This is a genomic window from Peribacillus sp. GL_122 (genome assembly GCF_057835005.1).
In genome coordinates, this window is the sequence record NZ_CM174415.1 from 1,329,886 (window position 1) to 1,345,008 (window position 15,123).

Below are 15,123 nucleotides of genomic sequence, written 5' to 3' on the forward strand. Positions count from 1 at the left end.
TATTACATGAAATTTGCGATTACGTCAAAAGGAGATGCGAAATCGAATACTTTAATGCAAAGGATGCGAACGTATCTTCAGGACTTTCATTTGGAATATGACGAAGATCAGCCGGATATTGTCATTTCTGTCGGTGGTGATGGCACTTTATTATATGCTTTTCACCGTTATAAGAATCGATTGGATAAAACTGCCTTTGTCGGTGTACATACAGGACATCTTGGTTTTTATGCAGATTGGACCCCTGATGAAATTGAAAAATTGGTGATAGCTTTAGCTAAAACCCCATTTCAAATAGTGGAATATCCACTGCTCGAAACGATTGTCCGTTATCAGCATGGAGGACGGGAAGCAAGATTTTTGGCTTTGAATGAATCGACGGTCAAAAGTGTGGAAGGGACGCTTGTCATGGACGTTGAAATACGCGGCCAGCATTTCGAGACGTTCCGTGGAGATGGTTTATGCATTGCGACGCCATCTGGAAGCACGGCGTATAATAAGGCGCTTGGCGGTGCCATCGTCCATCCATCAATCGATGCTATCCAGATTACCGAATTGGCATCCATTAATAACCGGGTGTTTAGGACGGTAGGATCTCCACTTCTGCTGCCGGCACATCATACGTGTATGTTCAGGCCGGTCAATGCGGTCAATTTTCAAATTACGGTCGACCATTTGTCCTTGCTTCAGGAAAATGTAAAGTCGATACAGTGCCGAGTGGCAGATGAAAAGATCCGATTTGCCAGATTCCGCCCTTTTCCTTTCTGGAAAAGAGTGCATGATTCATTTATTGCTAATTAAGGAGATAGATTCACCTCATGTCAAATCAAAACTTTTCTTTGACCTGGTCGGTTTTTGAAGAGGATTCTGGCTCTTTATTGCGAGAGTTTCTCAGCAAATGCGATATTTCAAAACGAGCATTAACGGATATTAAGTTTAAAGGTGGATATATCCAGTTGAACGGCGAAGAAGTGACCGTAAGGGAACGGATTGAAACGGGCGACATCGTCACCGTCATATTTCCGCCGGAGCAGGCAAGCGAAGGTCTTTTGCCGGAACCCATCCCCCTGAATGTCAGGTATGAAGATGAGTTTGTATTGGTGGTGGCCAAGCCCCCTTCCATGAATACCATTCCTTCCCGCGAGCATCCCAACGGCAGTCTGGCGAATGGCCTGGCGGGTTATTATAGGAAGACGGGAATACAGGCGACGATCCATATAGTTACACGTCTTGACCGGGACACATCAGGTTTGGTTTTAATTGCCAAGCACCGGCATATCCATCACCTTTTAAGTGAACAGCAAAAATCAGGACAAGTTAAACGGAGATACCAAGCCGTAGCTGAAGGAATCGTTGAAGGACCTGTAGGAGAGATAGTGGCGCCAATCGGACGAAAATCGACCAGCATCATTGAACGGGAAGTCAGGGAGGATGGCCGGTATGCCTGTACCCTATTTAAGGTATTGGCACATACAGAGTCCCATACATTCCTTAATTTGGAACTCCGAACAGGGCGTACACATCAAATCAGGGTCCATATGGCGCATATTGGTCACCCGCTGGCTGGTGATGATTTATATGGAGGGAACAGGAGAGGTATCCCTCGCCAAGCCCTTCATTGTTTTGAATTGAAATTTTTACATCCTTTCACCAAGAAGATGATGTTGTTTCAAGAAGAGTTACCAGAAGATATGACCCGTTTGCTCGAGGGAAGTAAAGGATGGGATTCCTGACTTTATATCCGTCCGGGCTGCATTAAACGAAACCAAGATTATGAAAAAACTTCATAGACGCAAAAAAAACTCACCAAGATGGCGAGTTTTTTTGGTTAATCAAAAGATGTCCTGAATTTTTCCGCTATATATGGCATGGAAGAAGGCACCTCTTGAAGATCCATTTCGGGATAACGGACAGCCGTCAGTTTTCCACCGAAGACGCAGCCTGTATCAATATTATATGTATGATTGACTCGTCTAGCTTCAGGGACTGGTGTATGTCCATATACGATCCATGTTTCCCCTTTGTATGATTGTGCCCAGTCTTTCCTGACCGGTGACCCATCGGGATGTTTGGAGCCATTGATATCACCATAGAGGACAAAGGTTTTTACCTTATTGCTATATTGGCCAATATAGTCTCTGCGAATTCCTGCATGGGCAATGATCAATCGCCCTTCATCGATGAGTTGATAAAGTGGGGAACGTTCATACAGATCCATGAACTTTTTTCGGATCTTCTTCTGCTCCCGAATGTTCAGTGATTCATATTCAGCTACAGTAGTCTCTAAACCGTGTGAAATTTGAACTTTATTGCCTGAAAAATAACGATACAATTTATTGCAGTGGTTACCTGGGGCATACCTTGCTATATTTTGGTTAATGACTAATTCATGGACAACCTCTATTACTTGAAGGGAGTTTGGGCCGCGATCGGTTAAATCCCCTACAAAGCCGAGAATTCTTCCAGAGGGATGTACAGGAAACCCAGTCTCCCATGTATAGCCCATTTTTTCGGTCAGCTGCCTGAATTCAGCGAAACATCCATGAATGTCCCCTATGATATCGATGTTCATTTGACACACCCTTTGTTTGTTTTGTATATGTTTATGGTATTAGTATAGTATTATTTAAAAAAATAAAATATAAACGAGGAAATGAAAAAATATGTTTTAGGAGGTGTATGGTTATGGAGGAGATGAAGGACCGGGAGCGGGAGAATAGTCAAATGAATAACGAGCTTTTGCTTGAAGCGCTAAAAACGGAAAGTCTAGATCAGTTTCGTACGGAGTTCCTTGAAATGCATCCATATGATCAGGCTCAATTTTATACAAGCTTGTCAGATGAATTCAGATCCGTCGTCTACACATATTTGTCACCGGAAGAAATGGCGGACCTTTTTGAAAATATAGAAATAGATGAAGAGGATTACGAAAGCCTGTTGGCTGAAATGAATCCTACTTACGCAGCCGATATGCTTTCCCATATGTATGCGGATGATGCGGCTGACGTCCTGAATGAAATCAATGATGAGCAGGCAGTCAGCTATTTGACCATCATGGATGATGAAGCGGCAAGTGAAATCCAGGAGCTTCTGAACTATGAGGAATCTACGGCAGGAAGTATCATGACGACAGAATTCATTGCCATTGAAGCAAATGAAACCGCTCGATCAGCCATGCAGATCTTAAAAAGGGAAGCTCCGGAAGCGGAAACAATTTATTATGTGTTCGTAACCGATCAGGATAAGAAGTTGCTTGGTGTTTTATCGCTCAGGACATTGATCATTGCTGATGAAGATGCTTTAATCGGTGATTTAATGGATGACAGGGTAGTTTCCGTACCTGTATCTGAAGACCAGGAAGAGGTGGCACGAAAAATAAGGGACTATAACTTCCTTGCCGTGCCAGTCGTCGATTTCCAAAACCATTTATTAGGGATTATAACGGTTGATGATATCATTGACGTCATGGATGAAGAGGCATCCGATGACTATTCTAAATTGGCAGGTATCTCTGATCTTGATCATGTTGATAAGAGTCCATTTTCCGCTGCAAAAAAACGGCTGCCATGGTTGGTCATCCTCTTATTTTTAGGCTTGCTGACTGCGAGTTTGATCGGCCGATTCGAAGAAACACTAAGTCAAAAAGCGATTCTTGCTGTATTTATTCCATTGATTGGCGGCATGGCTGGAAATACAGGAACACAAGCATTGGCAGTAGCGGTCAGAGGGATCGCAACAGGTGAATTAGAACAAGAAAGCAAGTGGAAACTGGTCCTTCGAGAGGCTGGAACTGGCCTTATTATTGGCCTGACATGTGGAATTGCCATCACTTTCATTGTCTATTTTTGGCAAGGTGATTTAATGCTAGGATTATTAGTCGGTATTTCCATCTTCATAACTCTAATCGTGGCCACACTTGCCGGTTCAATCGTCCCGCTTCTTATGCATAAAATGAAAATCGACCCAGCGGTAGCTTCAGGTCCTTTCATTACAACAATCAACGACCTTATCAGTATTCTTATTTATTTCGGATTAGCAACATTATTAATGGGCTATTTACTATAAGTCAAAGAAGGCCCTCTTGGAGGGCTATTCCCACAGGACTTTAGAAAACGGTGTTTTTATCAAAGGAATTTTGATATACTATCATTAGTAGCAGGTACTAATAACTTGTATTAAAAATAGGAGGTCACATACGATGACTTTTTCATTAGAGGGAAAAACGTTTGTCATAATGGGTGTAGCGAATAAAAGAAGTATTGCATGGGGAGTTGCCCGTTCCTTACATAAAGCAGGTGCAAAGCTGATATTCACTTACGGAAAAGACCGTACGGAAAAAAGCGTTAGGGAACTATCTTCTACATTGGAAGGGGAGCCTTCCGCCATTTTACAATGTGATGTAACGAAGGATGAAAGCATTGAAAAATGTTTTGCGATGATTAAGGAAGAAACAGGTATCATTCATGGCGTGGCACACAGTATCGCATTTGCTAACAAGGAAGAGCTGGACGGCGAGTTCGTCAACACGAGCCGTGAAGGGTTCTTGCTTGCCCATAATATCAGTTCATTCTCTTTGACGGCTGTAGCTAAAGCGGCGAAGGAAATCATGCCGGATGGTGGCAGCATTGTCACAATGACGTATCTTGGCGGTGAACGGGTCATGCCAAATTATAATGTAATGGGAGTGGCCAAGGCCTCACTAGAAGCCAATGTCCGTTACCTGTCAAGTGATCTTGGCAAAGATAACATCCGAGTGAATGCAATTTCAGCTGGTCCAATCCGTACCTTATCCGCTAAAGGTGTCCGTGACTTCAATACAATTTTAAAGAAGATTGAGGAAGAAGCACCGCTCCGTCGTACAACGACTCCGGAAGAAGTAGGGGATACGGCAGTATTTTTATTAAGTGACATGTCCCGCGGAATTACCGGGGAAAATATCCATGTGGATTCTGGTTATCATATAATCGGATGACAGTAATTGAGGGGGGCCGATATCGGTCCCCTTTTTTTGTTGATTGTCCACTATGCAGGTATGAACTGCTACATCCTCAATTGAAATCTTTCCGATTTTTTCATCTTCAAATGTTTTAGTTTTCTCCGCTAATCCCCACCATACTTAAGTTTGGTTAGTGTCCTTTTTTGAGGAGCGGCACATCTCCAGCATAAAGAAGGGTGAATCTCATATAAATGATACATAGAGCTGATATACATTGTTTGCGAGAATCGGCAAAAACCTGCTTTCAACCCTATTCGTGAAAAAGAAGGAGGGGAATCATGGACGTGAAGAAAGTTGGTCTGCCTTGTGCTGTTGGAAAACAAACCATATACAATCCGCTGAAGAGACATATTAAATTGAATGAAAAAAATATCAGCACTCCATATACTGCCGAGGAATTGGTGGAGCTATTGTCCCGGCTTCCAGCCTTTGCACCTAAACCTGTTTGTAAGTTCATCATCAATGACCGTACACTGTTTGGGAAATTGGAACAAAAAAAAGAATCCAGTTTATTCATAAGGCATAAATTTGGGAAAAAAGTTGTCCAATACCATATGGAGCAGCTGCAGTCTGTGGATATCCTGAAATATTAAGGAGGGTTTTCATGTCAGAGAAAAATGGCGATAAGGAATCCAAACCACTTTTATATGTCGATCAAGCAAAAATATCAGATCAGCGTGGGAATATGCAAAGTGATTTTCGAACGAAAAAAGCTACACCTAAAGACAGCGTTGAGCCTGAACCCGAACTACAGGAAGCCGAGCAAAAAGAAGAAAAAATCGAAAAAGTCAAACGAGAATTCGGTGTTTATGATGCCATGAAGGAAATTGAAAAAGAGATTACGGGATTAAGGAAAATCACCGGACAATATGTCCCTGAGCAAACTCCGGTTGAACAAATGGAACATCCTGAACAAATAGAACAAGAAAACGAAAAACCAGTTAAGAGAAAAAGGAAAAAGGTGGAGAAGAAAGAATCTTCCCGCGACATCATTTCCCGCCTATCCAATCATCAAGGTTTTCCAAAGCCATTATGTGAGGCTATTGTTAACGGAAAAACAATTCAGTTTTATGTATTGGGAATGAAGGGGGAATCAGTGAAGATTAAAAGAGGGAAGCATATTCGTTTCGTGGGCCTGCCGGATATCATCGATGCCAAAATAATTGAAGAACCTAAGTGAAGGAGCAATATTAAATGTTTCCCCCACAAAATGAATTTACCTTATTTATAATATTAGGCTTGGCTTCCTTCAGGCTGACACGCTTGATCGTTTTCGATAAGATCCTGGAGCCGCTGCGCCACCCCTTTTTTACAGAAATAGAGGAAAAAAATGAAAAAGGGGATGTGGAAATATTTTTAATGCCCAAAGAGAAGGGCCTGCTTGGCTGGATTGGTCAATTGCTGAGCTGTTTTTGGTGCGTTGGTGTCTGGGTAAGCCTTTTTCTGGTTTTTCTTTATATCCAACATTGGTTTATTGGCGACGTATTGATATTAATCCTTGCCGTAGCAGCAGTAGGCGCAATCATTGAGGTCATAATCAGCAAAATTATGGACATTTGATTGGAAACAACTTGTCTCTTCGTTCATATAGTATGGTATAGATCTTAAAGGAGGAGTTATAAATTGAATCAGAAACAGAATCCATGGGCTTATGCAAAACCGATTAAAAAAGATCAACCGGTCAAAATCAAGAAAGACTGCGGCTGTAATAATAACAATAAAAATAAAGGCTATTGAGTGAAAAAACCTTTCCATTTTGGAAAGGTTTTTTATTTCCTAATCCTACCATTCATAAAAAAACAGTTATACAAGAAAATAACAATAGAACGATAAATTAGGATGTGATTCTATGCTCAGACAAGGAAGATATTTTAAGGGCAGCTTGCTGGTTTTTATAGTTTTTTTGTGTGTGCTTACTGCTTGCAGCAATCAGAATGATGGAAAAACGGAGAATTTAGCAATGATTAAACGTACGAATCCTGAACCGATGGATATCATTAATGGAATGGATGAGAAGGATGAAAAGGGACTGATCTCAAAGGTCAAGGAAACAGTTGCTAATGAAGACACCATCTATGACGTGATCGTCGTGAAAAACGAAAAAAAGATTATCGTCGCTTATAAAGTTAAGCACCTGCAACGTTTTCATATGAAGAAAATTGAAAAGACTGTGACTGAAAATCTGGAAGAGAAGTTTCCCAAAAATGATTTTATCGTATCAAGCGATTATAAAATATTTTTGGAATCTGTAAGATTGAACGAATTACTCAAAGAAAAAGATGTACCCGAAAAAAAGGCAAGGAAGAAGTTCAAGGAAATTGAAGAACTTCAAAAAGAATTAATTTAGAAGAGAGGTTCAGCTATGAGTGGCAAGGAGAAAACGACCCCACAGCAGAATGCGTATCAAGAGCTCCAAGGGAAGCATGAAATTAAAAGACCAATAGTGAAGAATTGTTTGAAAGCCTTTTTAGTAGGTGGCATTTTCTGCATAGTGGGACAAGCCATTTCCTACTTCTATATTTACTTTTTCAACTTTACGGAACAGACAGCCGGAGGTCCTACAACTGCCACCATGGTGTTCCTGGCCCTTTTGATGACCGGTTTCGGATTTTACGACCGCATTGGCCAGTTTGCTGGGGCAGGAAGTGCCGTCCCTGTTACAGGATTCGGTAACGCAGTCATTTCGGCAGCAATCGAACATCGGACGGAAGGTTTTGTACTTGGTGTTGGATCCAATATGTTTAAATTGGCCGGATCTGTCATTTTATTTGGAGTATTTTCAGCCTTTGTCGTGGCGTTGATAAAAACAATTTATCAAATGAGTGGGGGCTAAGCGGTGTTAAAGGGAGAACAAACATGGATGTTTACCAATAAACCGGTCATCTTGGAAACAGGGGTAACAGGCGGTCCATTTGAAGCAAATGGAGAAATCGCGGGTGATTTCGATATCCTATACGACAATTTGTGGATGGAGCAGGAATCATATGAGAAGGCACATCGACATTTGATGGAAAAAGCGGTTGAGCTTGCATTGGAAAAAGGTAAGATCAACAAGGAACAGGTACAATTTTTTTTGGCGGGTGATTTAATCAATCAGGTTACACCTACAAGCTTTGCAGCCAGAACTAATGGAATTCCATATTTCGGATTGTTTGGAGCCTGTTCCACTTCAATGGAAGGGCTTGCTCTAGCTGCATTCATCACTAATTATGGCGGGGCTAACTATGTGTTGACAGGCGCCTCAAGCCACAATGCAGCTGTTGAAAAACAATTTCGCTATCCAACTGAATATGGAGGGCAAAAACCACCTACAGCCCAATGGACGATAACAGGAGCGGGGGTGGCGCTGGTTGCTCCTGGTGGAAGCAAGCAAGGGGAATTTCCCCATATTGTCTCGGCCACTATCGGAAAGGTCATTGACATGGGATTGAAAGATCCTTTCAATATGGGGGGAGCGATGGCCCCAGCGGCCGTCGATACGATACTTGCCCATTTCAAAGATACTGGTTTGACCCCGGATGATTATGATTTCATCATTACTGGTGATTTAGGTCAGATAGGGAGGGAGTCAGCCATTGACTTATTAAAGCAAAAGGGCTGTGACATCAATCAGGAAAAATTCAAAGATTGCGGATTGATGATTTTTAAAAAGGATCAGCCTGTTTTGGCTGGCGGGAGCGGTGCGGGATGTTCGGCAGTGGTTTTATACGGTCATATATTAAATGAGATGATTTCTGGTAAATATAAAAAAATTCTGCTTGTCGCAACAGGAGCATTATTGTCACCACTTTCCGTCCAGCAAAAAGATACGATTCCGTGCATTGCCCATGCGGTGGCCATTGAATATGGAATGAATTCATGAAAAAGGAGAGATTTCGATGTTAGCAATGTTTTTTTGGGCCTTTGTCATCGGTGGCTTGATCTGTGTCGTCGGCCAGCTTCTTTTCGATGTTGCTAAGCTCACACCAGCACATACGTTAAGCTTGTTCGTTGTAATAGGAGCTGTTCTTGGCGGATTTGATTTATATGAGCCGCTTATTGACTTTGCCGGTGCTGGAGCAACCGTACCGATCATTTCGTTTGGGAACTCACTGGTGAACGGGGCGATGATGGAATCGGAAAAACATGGGCTCGTTGGCGTACTGACTGGTATGTTTGAAATTACGAGTTCCGGTATCTCTGCAGCAATCGTCTTTGGATTCATCGGAGCTTTGGTTTTCAGACCAAAAGGATGAAATAAGCGGAAATAGGCAGCCAGGACTAGGACATGGCCTATACATATTTGTCCAGACCTACATATGTTATCAGTAAGCTTTAGCGAGAGCGAGGTGATATGTATGTTTGGTTTTGGTGGCTACGGTTGTTGTGGCGGCAGCGGTTATGGATACGGCGGCGGTTATGGATACGGCGGCGGATATGGCGGCGGTTCCACTTTTGCGATAATCGTTGTATTGTTTATCCTATTGATCATTGTAGGGGCTTCTTTCTGCTAAGGAAAATGGAATAGGCAGAAGAAGCCTATTCCTTTTTTTTTTTGTTTGGGCCAAGCACCATTTTTCTGATAATGCCATAGGATAGGTACAGAAAAGGGAGGGGCTTAAGTATGGATAATAACTTTTTTAAAAACATAGAAGGTAAAACCGGCGTAAATATGAAAGATGTATTAGAATTGGCAAACTCGCTGCAAGGAGCCAATTTCAAAGATGAAACAACTGTTAGAAATGTCATTAAGCGTGTTTCAAAAATAGCGAACAAACCGGTCAATAAAGAAACGGAAGATAAAATCGTCCATTCCATCGTAGCTGAAGGGAATAAGCTGGATTTCGGTACTATTTCGAATATGATAAATAAAAAGTGAAAAAAGGCCTGCTATCATGCAGGCCTTCAGACTGCAGACAAACTCGAAGAAAAGCGAGTTTGCCTGCAGTTTTTTTAAAAAAAAGTTGTAGTTGATTCCAGAAATTTGCCGACTGCCTGCCAAGCCTCCTCGCCATAAGCATCTAGCGGTGTCCTGGCAAGTCAGTTTTCCGGCAGGAGTGTCGTAAATTTCTTCATTTTAGTAAGGGTTTCATAAAACAGTAAAAGCCCATAAAGTATAAACTAGTCTTAAACATGGTTCGGGATGAGACCATTCCTAACCTCATCTTGTTTTATCCTTCCATTTCCTAAGATGGGATAGCATCAGCTTTGGTCAAAGCTTCAGAAAACGTGATGGATGGGCGGTCCGTCCGCGTCTAGTTTGCAGGATGGAAAGGTAAAGGTCCTTTTTAGCCCTGGTTGCCGCTACATAGAGCAATCGTCTTTCCTCTTCAAGAGGGGATAGTTCCCCTTTCCGGTAAGATTCAAGTGCGAAATCATGAGGAATGCTGCCATCGACAGCAGCAAGAACATATACTGTGTTATATTCAAGCCCTTTGGAACGGTGTATGGTGGTAAGCTGTATGGCATCCTTAAAATGTTTCGATAGCTGTTTAATCTCTTGGACCATCGCAGTCATATGATCGACATGTTCAAGGAAAGCGGCGACGGTGGGAAAACGATTTGCTGCCACCTTTAAGTCACGGATGTCATCGGACCCTTTTTCCAGGTTCGCATCATTTCCGCGTTTTTTTACATATTCCTGGTATCCTAAATCTTTCTCGATGATTTCTAAAGCTACGAGTGGCGACATAATTTTTAATGAGCGGATCTGTCCTGGAATCGTTTTTAATTTTCGTTCTTGAAAAGCATGTCCTGTCTTAACAAAAGCAAATGCATCGATAAAATCACAATCCTGCAATATTGTCATTGCTTTTAACTCCTGTAATATACTTTGCTTTAAGAATAAGGAGGAAAGGACATCAGATGCTGCCTTGCTGTCATGAGGAAACAAACTCAAGCGCATAAAGGCAAGCATGCCGCGGATGACCCTGCGCTGATAAAACGAATCCGCATCCTTTTCAATGACGAATGGCAGGTTGGAAGCGGCTAGCCGTTCAAAAATGGCCCTGGACATCGTGTGTGTCCTGTACAATACTGCAAAGTCCCCAGGGTTGGCTCCCTTGGATATTTTCTCTTGGATATCGGATACGATCATCGTTGCTTCCAATTCCTCATCATAAGGATAAAATAAAATAGGGGGATTTCCTGAATCATGCTGTGCCCTCATCTTTTTCTCCATCCGGTTCTGGTTGCGCTTAATCAATCGGTTCGCTGTAGCGACAATTTCATGGGAAGAGCGGTAATTCTCCGTCAGCTTCACTACTTGGGATTGAGGGAAATCATGATTGAAATTCAAAATATACTTCGGATCGCTTCCCCGGAATGAATAGATGGATTGATCATCATCTCCAACTGCACATACATTTTTTGATTCAGCAGAGAGGAGTTTTATCAATTCATATTGAACTTTATTGATATCCTGAAACTCATCTACCAAAAAATAGTTAAACCTTTGCTGATATTTCTTTAAAAAATCCGGGTGATTTTTTAAAAATACATAACAGCCTACAAGCATATCATCAAAATCATACTTCCCTGTTTGCTGTTTATATTCTTCATATTTCTTATATAAAAATAAACACGATTTCTCCCAATCGTCCTTAGGGTGAATATCTTCTGGAAAGGCCAAAGAGTTTTTCCAAAGCCCGATTTGCTGAAGGGCTTGATCATATGCAAATTCCTTATCATCAAGTTCCAATTCCCTGCCAGCCTGTTTCAATACCTTTTCTTTTTCCCACTCCCACTTCAATAGGAAATCGCGCTGCCATTTGGCTGGTTCATGGAAAATCAGGATTTTATAAAAGATGCTATGAAAGGTCCCGCTAACGATTTGAGAAACAAGGGAAGGCGTCATAGAGGGATAGCCGAGCAGACGCTGCTGCATTTCCTTTGCGGATTTCGCCGTAAATGTTACAAGCATGATACTTTTTGGATCAATTTTTTTCACTGTAAGCATATAGGCAGTGCGTACCGTCAATACGCGGGTTTTCCCGCTGCCTGCTCCTGAAAGGACGAGAATTGGACCATCGATCGTCATTACCGCCTTGAGTTGCTCTGCATCGAGTACAACCCCTGATGAGGATAATTCTTGAAAGTATGGTTCCTCTGATTGTGCCAGACCATATGGTTTATCTGAATATTTCGGATTGCCGGTTATGGGCCGGCTTTTAAGGAAAGGTTCTGTAATGGTTTTTGTTTCCGTAATGGTTCGTGATGTTGGAATCCTAAATCCATTCTGTTCCATATATTCTAATGGCCTGTCCTCGTTCATCGGTTCTGAAATGGGCATTTCACAGGGTCCCTGTGACGGGTCACTATGATAAAAATAAGGTGTCTCATGGATTCCAATAAATAATTTCACTGGTTTATGACAAATGATACAAGAAAGCTGATCACGTTTTCCTTTTTCAAAAAGTGTCTGCAGCTCACCAGCTGAAACGGTATGTAAATGTACGATTTCATTGCCAGATTTTGCTTGATTCATATAAATGGATACCTCTAATCTATTAAAAATATCGGCAATACTCATCATACCAGAAGATTAGGAAAAAAGAATGCGGAAATCATGTTTAAATTATGGTTCCGGATAGGTAATTAATTGACAACATAACTATTTAAATATAAGGAGGGGTTACTATGGGATACATAGCACCTGTCACACAATTTGATTATATTCAATATGCCAACAGGAAGGTCGAAGCTGCAGAGAAAGTAAGAATTGTTAAAGGAACGACACTCATTCAACCTATCCGTTTTGATCAGGTGTTGGAAAGGGAAAGCATTGGAGGATTACTTCAAATACAAGATAATGATCGGGTAAGTACATATGGAGCAGGCATATATAAATATCAAATGGGCATGAGGGTCAGTGAAGATTTAACGGCTGGAATGACAGGAAAAGGAAGGTTTATCAATAAAATTGTCTAGTTTCTCCATGAAAGACAAAAGAGGACACGTGAAGTGTCCTTTTTGTGTTGATTCTTTTAAAGAATGTCAATTTCCACGATTAGAGCTAACAATAGTTGCAGTAATAGTTGGATGTTTAGAGCGATTTGTGCATCAGTTGTTGTAATGTCGATATCACGGCTGTTTTCAACAATTGTTTTTTGGCGCGTGATTTGTTTAACATTAGAAGATTGGATTAATTCTTGAGTGATCTTTTCAGCATTATCAGCATCTGCAATGGAAATGCTTACGATGACCGCAATAGCAGCTTGTAGTGCAGCTTGTAGAGAAAGGGCCGCTTTAACATCCGTTGAAGTGACATTTACATTACAAGAATCTTTAATGTAAATAAGTTCTTCAGAAAGCTGTACTTGATTATTATCCTGTCTTGCCTCTTGGTCAATCTTTGTGTCATCGTCACAGAATCCTGACAGGGGATGTCTGGAAGCGGAATCTAGAGCCGACCATGATCTTTCAGAATCATCATGTGTGTTACAATTGCTACGATATACATTTTGGTTCATGTTGTTTTTTCCTCCTTAGGTTTTATTCCCTATTAAAATATGCTTTGATGATTAATCTGGTTGGACGAATAAATCAGTTAATTCGTCTATTTTTTTAATACTTAGAGAAAGTATTAGTGTGTGGGGGATGAATAATAAAGAAGCTGGAGCTTTAGGAATGAAATGTAAGTGCTGCTATGTCTCGTTTTACTTATTTCTCGCCAGCAAGTAGGGTGATTAGGTGATATGGTGCGTCATTTATCTTTGGAATCCGTGAATTTGTTGTGAATGGAATTTGTAACTGGATTAACATCATGTTCCGTGATGTTCTTTTCTTGGTTTATGATTTTTTGTGATTGCTCTTGTAAATAACGAATGGTTTCTTTAAGGTTGTTTCTCTCTCTTTCAGTTAGATCGACTTTATCCTTTTTGAAACCATGTTTTCTCATAGTCCTCGAAACCAGCAGTTCCATCAGTCTTTTTTGAGACTCCTCCAGGTTAAATTCATTGTTACCCATAAAATTTTCCCTCCTTCTTGCTTTCTATATATAGACTATGTATTTTTGAGGAGATTGCCATTGAACGCAAATGTTTTTTTTTATAAAACGATATTTAAGTCCATGAACGAACAAAAAAGCTGTCCAATCAGAAGACTGAAAGGACAGCTTTTTTATATCATAAAATGGTTTTCTTCATCGTTTTATGAGGAATGCCAGCATCCATGAATTCGTCGGAAACGATCTCATACCCTAATTTTGAATAAAAAGGGATAGCATGCACCTGGGAATCAAGCTTCAATTGAGGCACTTCCTGCTGGATTGCGTATTCCTCAATAGCATTCATGATCATGGCGCCGGCACCATTCTTACGGCCCGATGATAGTACACAAATGCGCTGGACTTTACCAATGTTGTCAATGACCCTGAAGCGGCCGGCACCGATTGGCTGATGCTGCTCATCATATAAAACGAAATGTGTGGACTCTTTTTCATATTCATCGATCTCTTCTTCAAGAGGGACGTTTTGTTCTTGGACGAACACTTTTTTTCGAATCATATATGCATTTTCAAGCTCTTGGCTGTTCTCTGCGATTTTTACAAACACGAAATCATTCAGCTCCTAATCTAAATGTTTCATATACGGTCCATGCCCCGTCTTCAAGTTGATACAGCAAGTGAACTCGTTTAACTTCTTCTTCATGGCTGATGTCAAGCATGCTTAATTGGCCTAAAACATCAGAATGCTCATTATCGGATAAATCTTGAGCGATGGTAATATGCGGGACAAATGCATGTTCACTTTCACTTTTCATGAAGTCCTCATTGTTAAGTGCATCATGAAGCTCTTGAAGCCCTTCGGATAATTCCACTTTGAAATAAATAGTATTGCTTACGGGTTGGAAAGACTTCGTTTTCGTTACGCTCATCGTAAAAGGCCTGCACTTTTGAGCAATGCCTTTTAATTGTTCCGCGATTGTTGAAATTTCCATATCCGTCGCTTCGAACGTTGGTTTAAGCGTCAGATGCGGTGGTATGAAAGCGTATTTCGTATCATACCGTTTGCGATAGGAGTTAGCTAAATCTTGAAGTTTTTTTGAAGGGAAAATTGCAACACCATATTTCATAAATAAAACCTCCTGATATTTTTTTTGTTGTATTATAGTTGGACATGTTTTTACTTGAAACCATCTCAAAGAGA

The 15,123-nt window shown here is 41.0% G+C and carries 20 protein-coding genes; 14 read left to right on the forward strand and 6 right to left on the reverse strand.

All coding sequences use genetic code 11. The features are described 5' to 3' along the window. Positions 1-6: 6 nt before the first annotated feature. Together AC3ISB_RS06450 and AC3ISB_RS06455 are read left to right on the forward strand one after the other, a co-directional pair. Positions 7-801, forward strand: a complete 795-nt coding sequence (locus tag AC3ISB_RS06450) for an NAD kinase (protein WP_053534153.1) — start codon at positions 7-9, stop codon at positions 799-801. Between the two features lie 17 nt (positions 802-818). Next, the gene (locus tag AC3ISB_RS06455; RefSeq protein WP_098371282.1) at positions 819-1,733 is read left to right on the forward strand and encodes an RluA family pseudouridine synthase; all 915 of its coding nucleotides are present in this window, start codon (positions 819-821) and stop codon (positions 1,731-1,733) included. A 95-nt stretch (positions 1,734-1,828) separates the two neighbouring features. Here AC3ISB_RS06455 and prpE read toward each other — a convergent pair whose 3' ends face one another. Then, positions 1,829-2,572 carry a bis(5'-nucleosyl)-tetraphosphatase PrpE gene (prpE, locus tag AC3ISB_RS06460; protein ID WP_141993155.1) on the reverse strand — a complete coding sequence of 248 codons (744 nt, stop codon included), beginning with the start codon at positions 2,570-2,572 and terminating at the stop codon, positions 1,829-1,831. Between the two features lie 122 nt (positions 2,573-2,694). Between prpE and mgtE the strand changes: the two genes are divergently transcribed. The 11 genes from mgtE to spoVIF all read left to right on the forward strand — a co-directional run bounded on the left by mgtE (position 2,695) and on the right by spoVIF (position 9,854). Next, the gene (gene mgtE / locus AC3ISB_RS06465; protein ID WP_098371404.1) at positions 2,695-4,065 is read left to right on the forward strand and encodes a magnesium transporter; all 1,371 of its coding nucleotides are present in this window, start codon (positions 2,695-2,697) and stop codon (positions 4,063-4,065) included. A 133-nt stretch (positions 4,066-4,198) separates the two neighbouring features. Continuing rightward, positions 4,199-4,972, forward strand: a complete 774-nt coding sequence (fabI, locus tag AC3ISB_RS06470; protein WP_098371280.1) for an enoyl-ACP reductase FabI — start codon at positions 4,199-4,201, stop codon at positions 4,970-4,972. 302 nt (positions 4,973-5,274) lie between these two features. Next, entirely contained in the window at positions 5,275-5,589 is a 315-nt protein-coding gene (locus tag AC3ISB_RS06475) for a hypothetical protein (RefSeq protein ID WP_489275859.1), read from the forward strand. Positions 5,590-5,600: 11 nt separating this feature from the next. Continuing rightward, the gene (locus tag AC3ISB_RS06480; RefSeq protein ID WP_489275861.1) at positions 5,601-6,176 is read left to right on the forward strand and encodes a hypothetical protein; all 576 of its coding nucleotides are present in this window, start codon (positions 5,601-5,603) and stop codon (positions 6,174-6,176) included. A 14-nt stretch (positions 6,177-6,190) separates the two neighbouring features. Then, positions 6,191-6,556, forward strand: a complete 366-nt coding sequence (locus AC3ISB_RS06485; RefSeq protein WP_489275863.1) for a DUF1360 domain-containing protein — start codon at positions 6,191-6,193, stop codon at positions 6,554-6,556. Between the two features lie 400 nt (positions 6,557-6,956). Then, positions 6,957-7,343, forward strand: coding sequence for a sporulation protein (locus tag AC3ISB_RS06490; RefSeq protein ID WP_377396212.1), 387 nt, complete (start codon positions 6,957-6,959; stop codon positions 7,341-7,343). Positions 7,344-7,358: 15 nt separating this feature from the next. Further along, the gene (gene spoVAC, locus AC3ISB_RS06495; RefSeq protein WP_141993157.1) at positions 7,359-7,829 is read left to right on the forward strand and encodes a stage V sporulation protein AC; all 471 of its coding nucleotides are present in this window, start codon (positions 7,359-7,361) and stop codon (positions 7,827-7,829) included. Between the two features lie 3 nt (positions 7,830-7,832). After that, positions 7,833-8,858 (forward strand): stage V sporulation protein AD, encoded by a 1,026-nt coding sequence (gene spoVAD / locus AC3ISB_RS06500; protein ID WP_489275866.1) that lies wholly within the window; start codon positions 7,833-7,835, stop codon positions 8,856-8,858. Between the two features lie 16 nt (positions 8,859-8,874). Next, positions 8,875-9,231, forward strand: coding sequence for a stage V sporulation protein AE (gene spoVAE, locus AC3ISB_RS06505; RefSeq protein ID WP_098371273.1), 357 nt, complete (start codon positions 8,875-8,877; stop codon positions 9,229-9,231). A gap of 102 nt (positions 9,232-9,333) precedes the next feature. Further along, positions 9,334-9,489, forward strand: a complete 156-nt coding sequence (locus AC3ISB_RS06510) for a YjcZ family sporulation protein (protein WP_141993159.1) — start codon at positions 9,334-9,336, stop codon at positions 9,487-9,489. 110 nt (positions 9,490-9,599) lie between these two features. Next, entirely contained in the window at positions 9,600-9,854 is a 255-nt protein-coding gene (spoVIF, locus tag AC3ISB_RS06515; protein WP_034314458.1) for a sporulation-specific transcription regulator SpoVIF, read from the forward strand. A 333-nt stretch (positions 9,855-10,187) separates the two neighbouring features. Here the strand turns inward: spoVIF and AC3ISB_RS06520 are convergent, their stop codons facing one another. Next, on the reverse strand, positions 10,188-12,461 hold the full coding sequence (locus AC3ISB_RS06520) for an ATP-dependent helicase (RefSeq protein ID WP_144550844.1): 2,274 nt from the start codon (positions 12,459-12,461) through the stop codon (positions 10,188-10,190). A 152-nt stretch (positions 12,462-12,613) separates the two neighbouring features. Here AC3ISB_RS06520 and AC3ISB_RS06525 point away from each other — a divergent pair, with 152 nt between their 5' ends. Further along, entirely contained in the window at positions 12,614-12,904 is a 291-nt protein-coding gene (locus AC3ISB_RS06525) for a hypothetical protein (protein ID WP_141993161.1), read from the forward strand. Positions 12,905-12,960: 56 nt separating this feature from the next. On the opposite strand, the gene AC3ISB_RS06530 is transcribed toward AC3ISB_RS06525, so the two are convergent. From AC3ISB_RS06530 to AC3ISB_RS06545, 4 genes are all read right to left on the reverse strand, one after another. Continuing rightward, the gene (locus tag AC3ISB_RS06530) at positions 12,961-13,446 is read right to left on the reverse strand and encodes a spore coat protein (RefSeq protein ID WP_141993162.1); all 486 of its coding nucleotides are present in this window, start codon (positions 13,444-13,446) and stop codon (positions 12,961-12,963) included. Between the two features lie 233 nt (positions 13,447-13,679). Then, positions 13,680-13,943 (reverse strand): hypothetical protein, encoded by a 264-nt coding sequence (locus tag AC3ISB_RS06535; RefSeq protein WP_141993163.1) that lies wholly within the window; start codon positions 13,941-13,943, stop codon positions 13,680-13,682. 157 nt (positions 13,944-14,100) lie between these two features. Continuing rightward, positions 14,101-14,529, reverse strand: a complete 429-nt coding sequence (locus AC3ISB_RS06540; protein ID WP_141993164.1) for a GNAT family N-acetyltransferase — start codon at positions 14,527-14,529, stop codon at positions 14,101-14,103. Positions 14,530-14,533: 4 nt separating this feature from the next. Further along, positions 14,534-15,049: a YjcG family protein gene (locus tag AC3ISB_RS06545; RefSeq protein ID WP_076367073.1), complete on the reverse strand. Its 516-nt coding sequence runs from the start codon at positions 15,047-15,049 to the stop codon at positions 14,534-14,536. Positions 15,050-15,123: the final 74 nt, after the last annotated feature.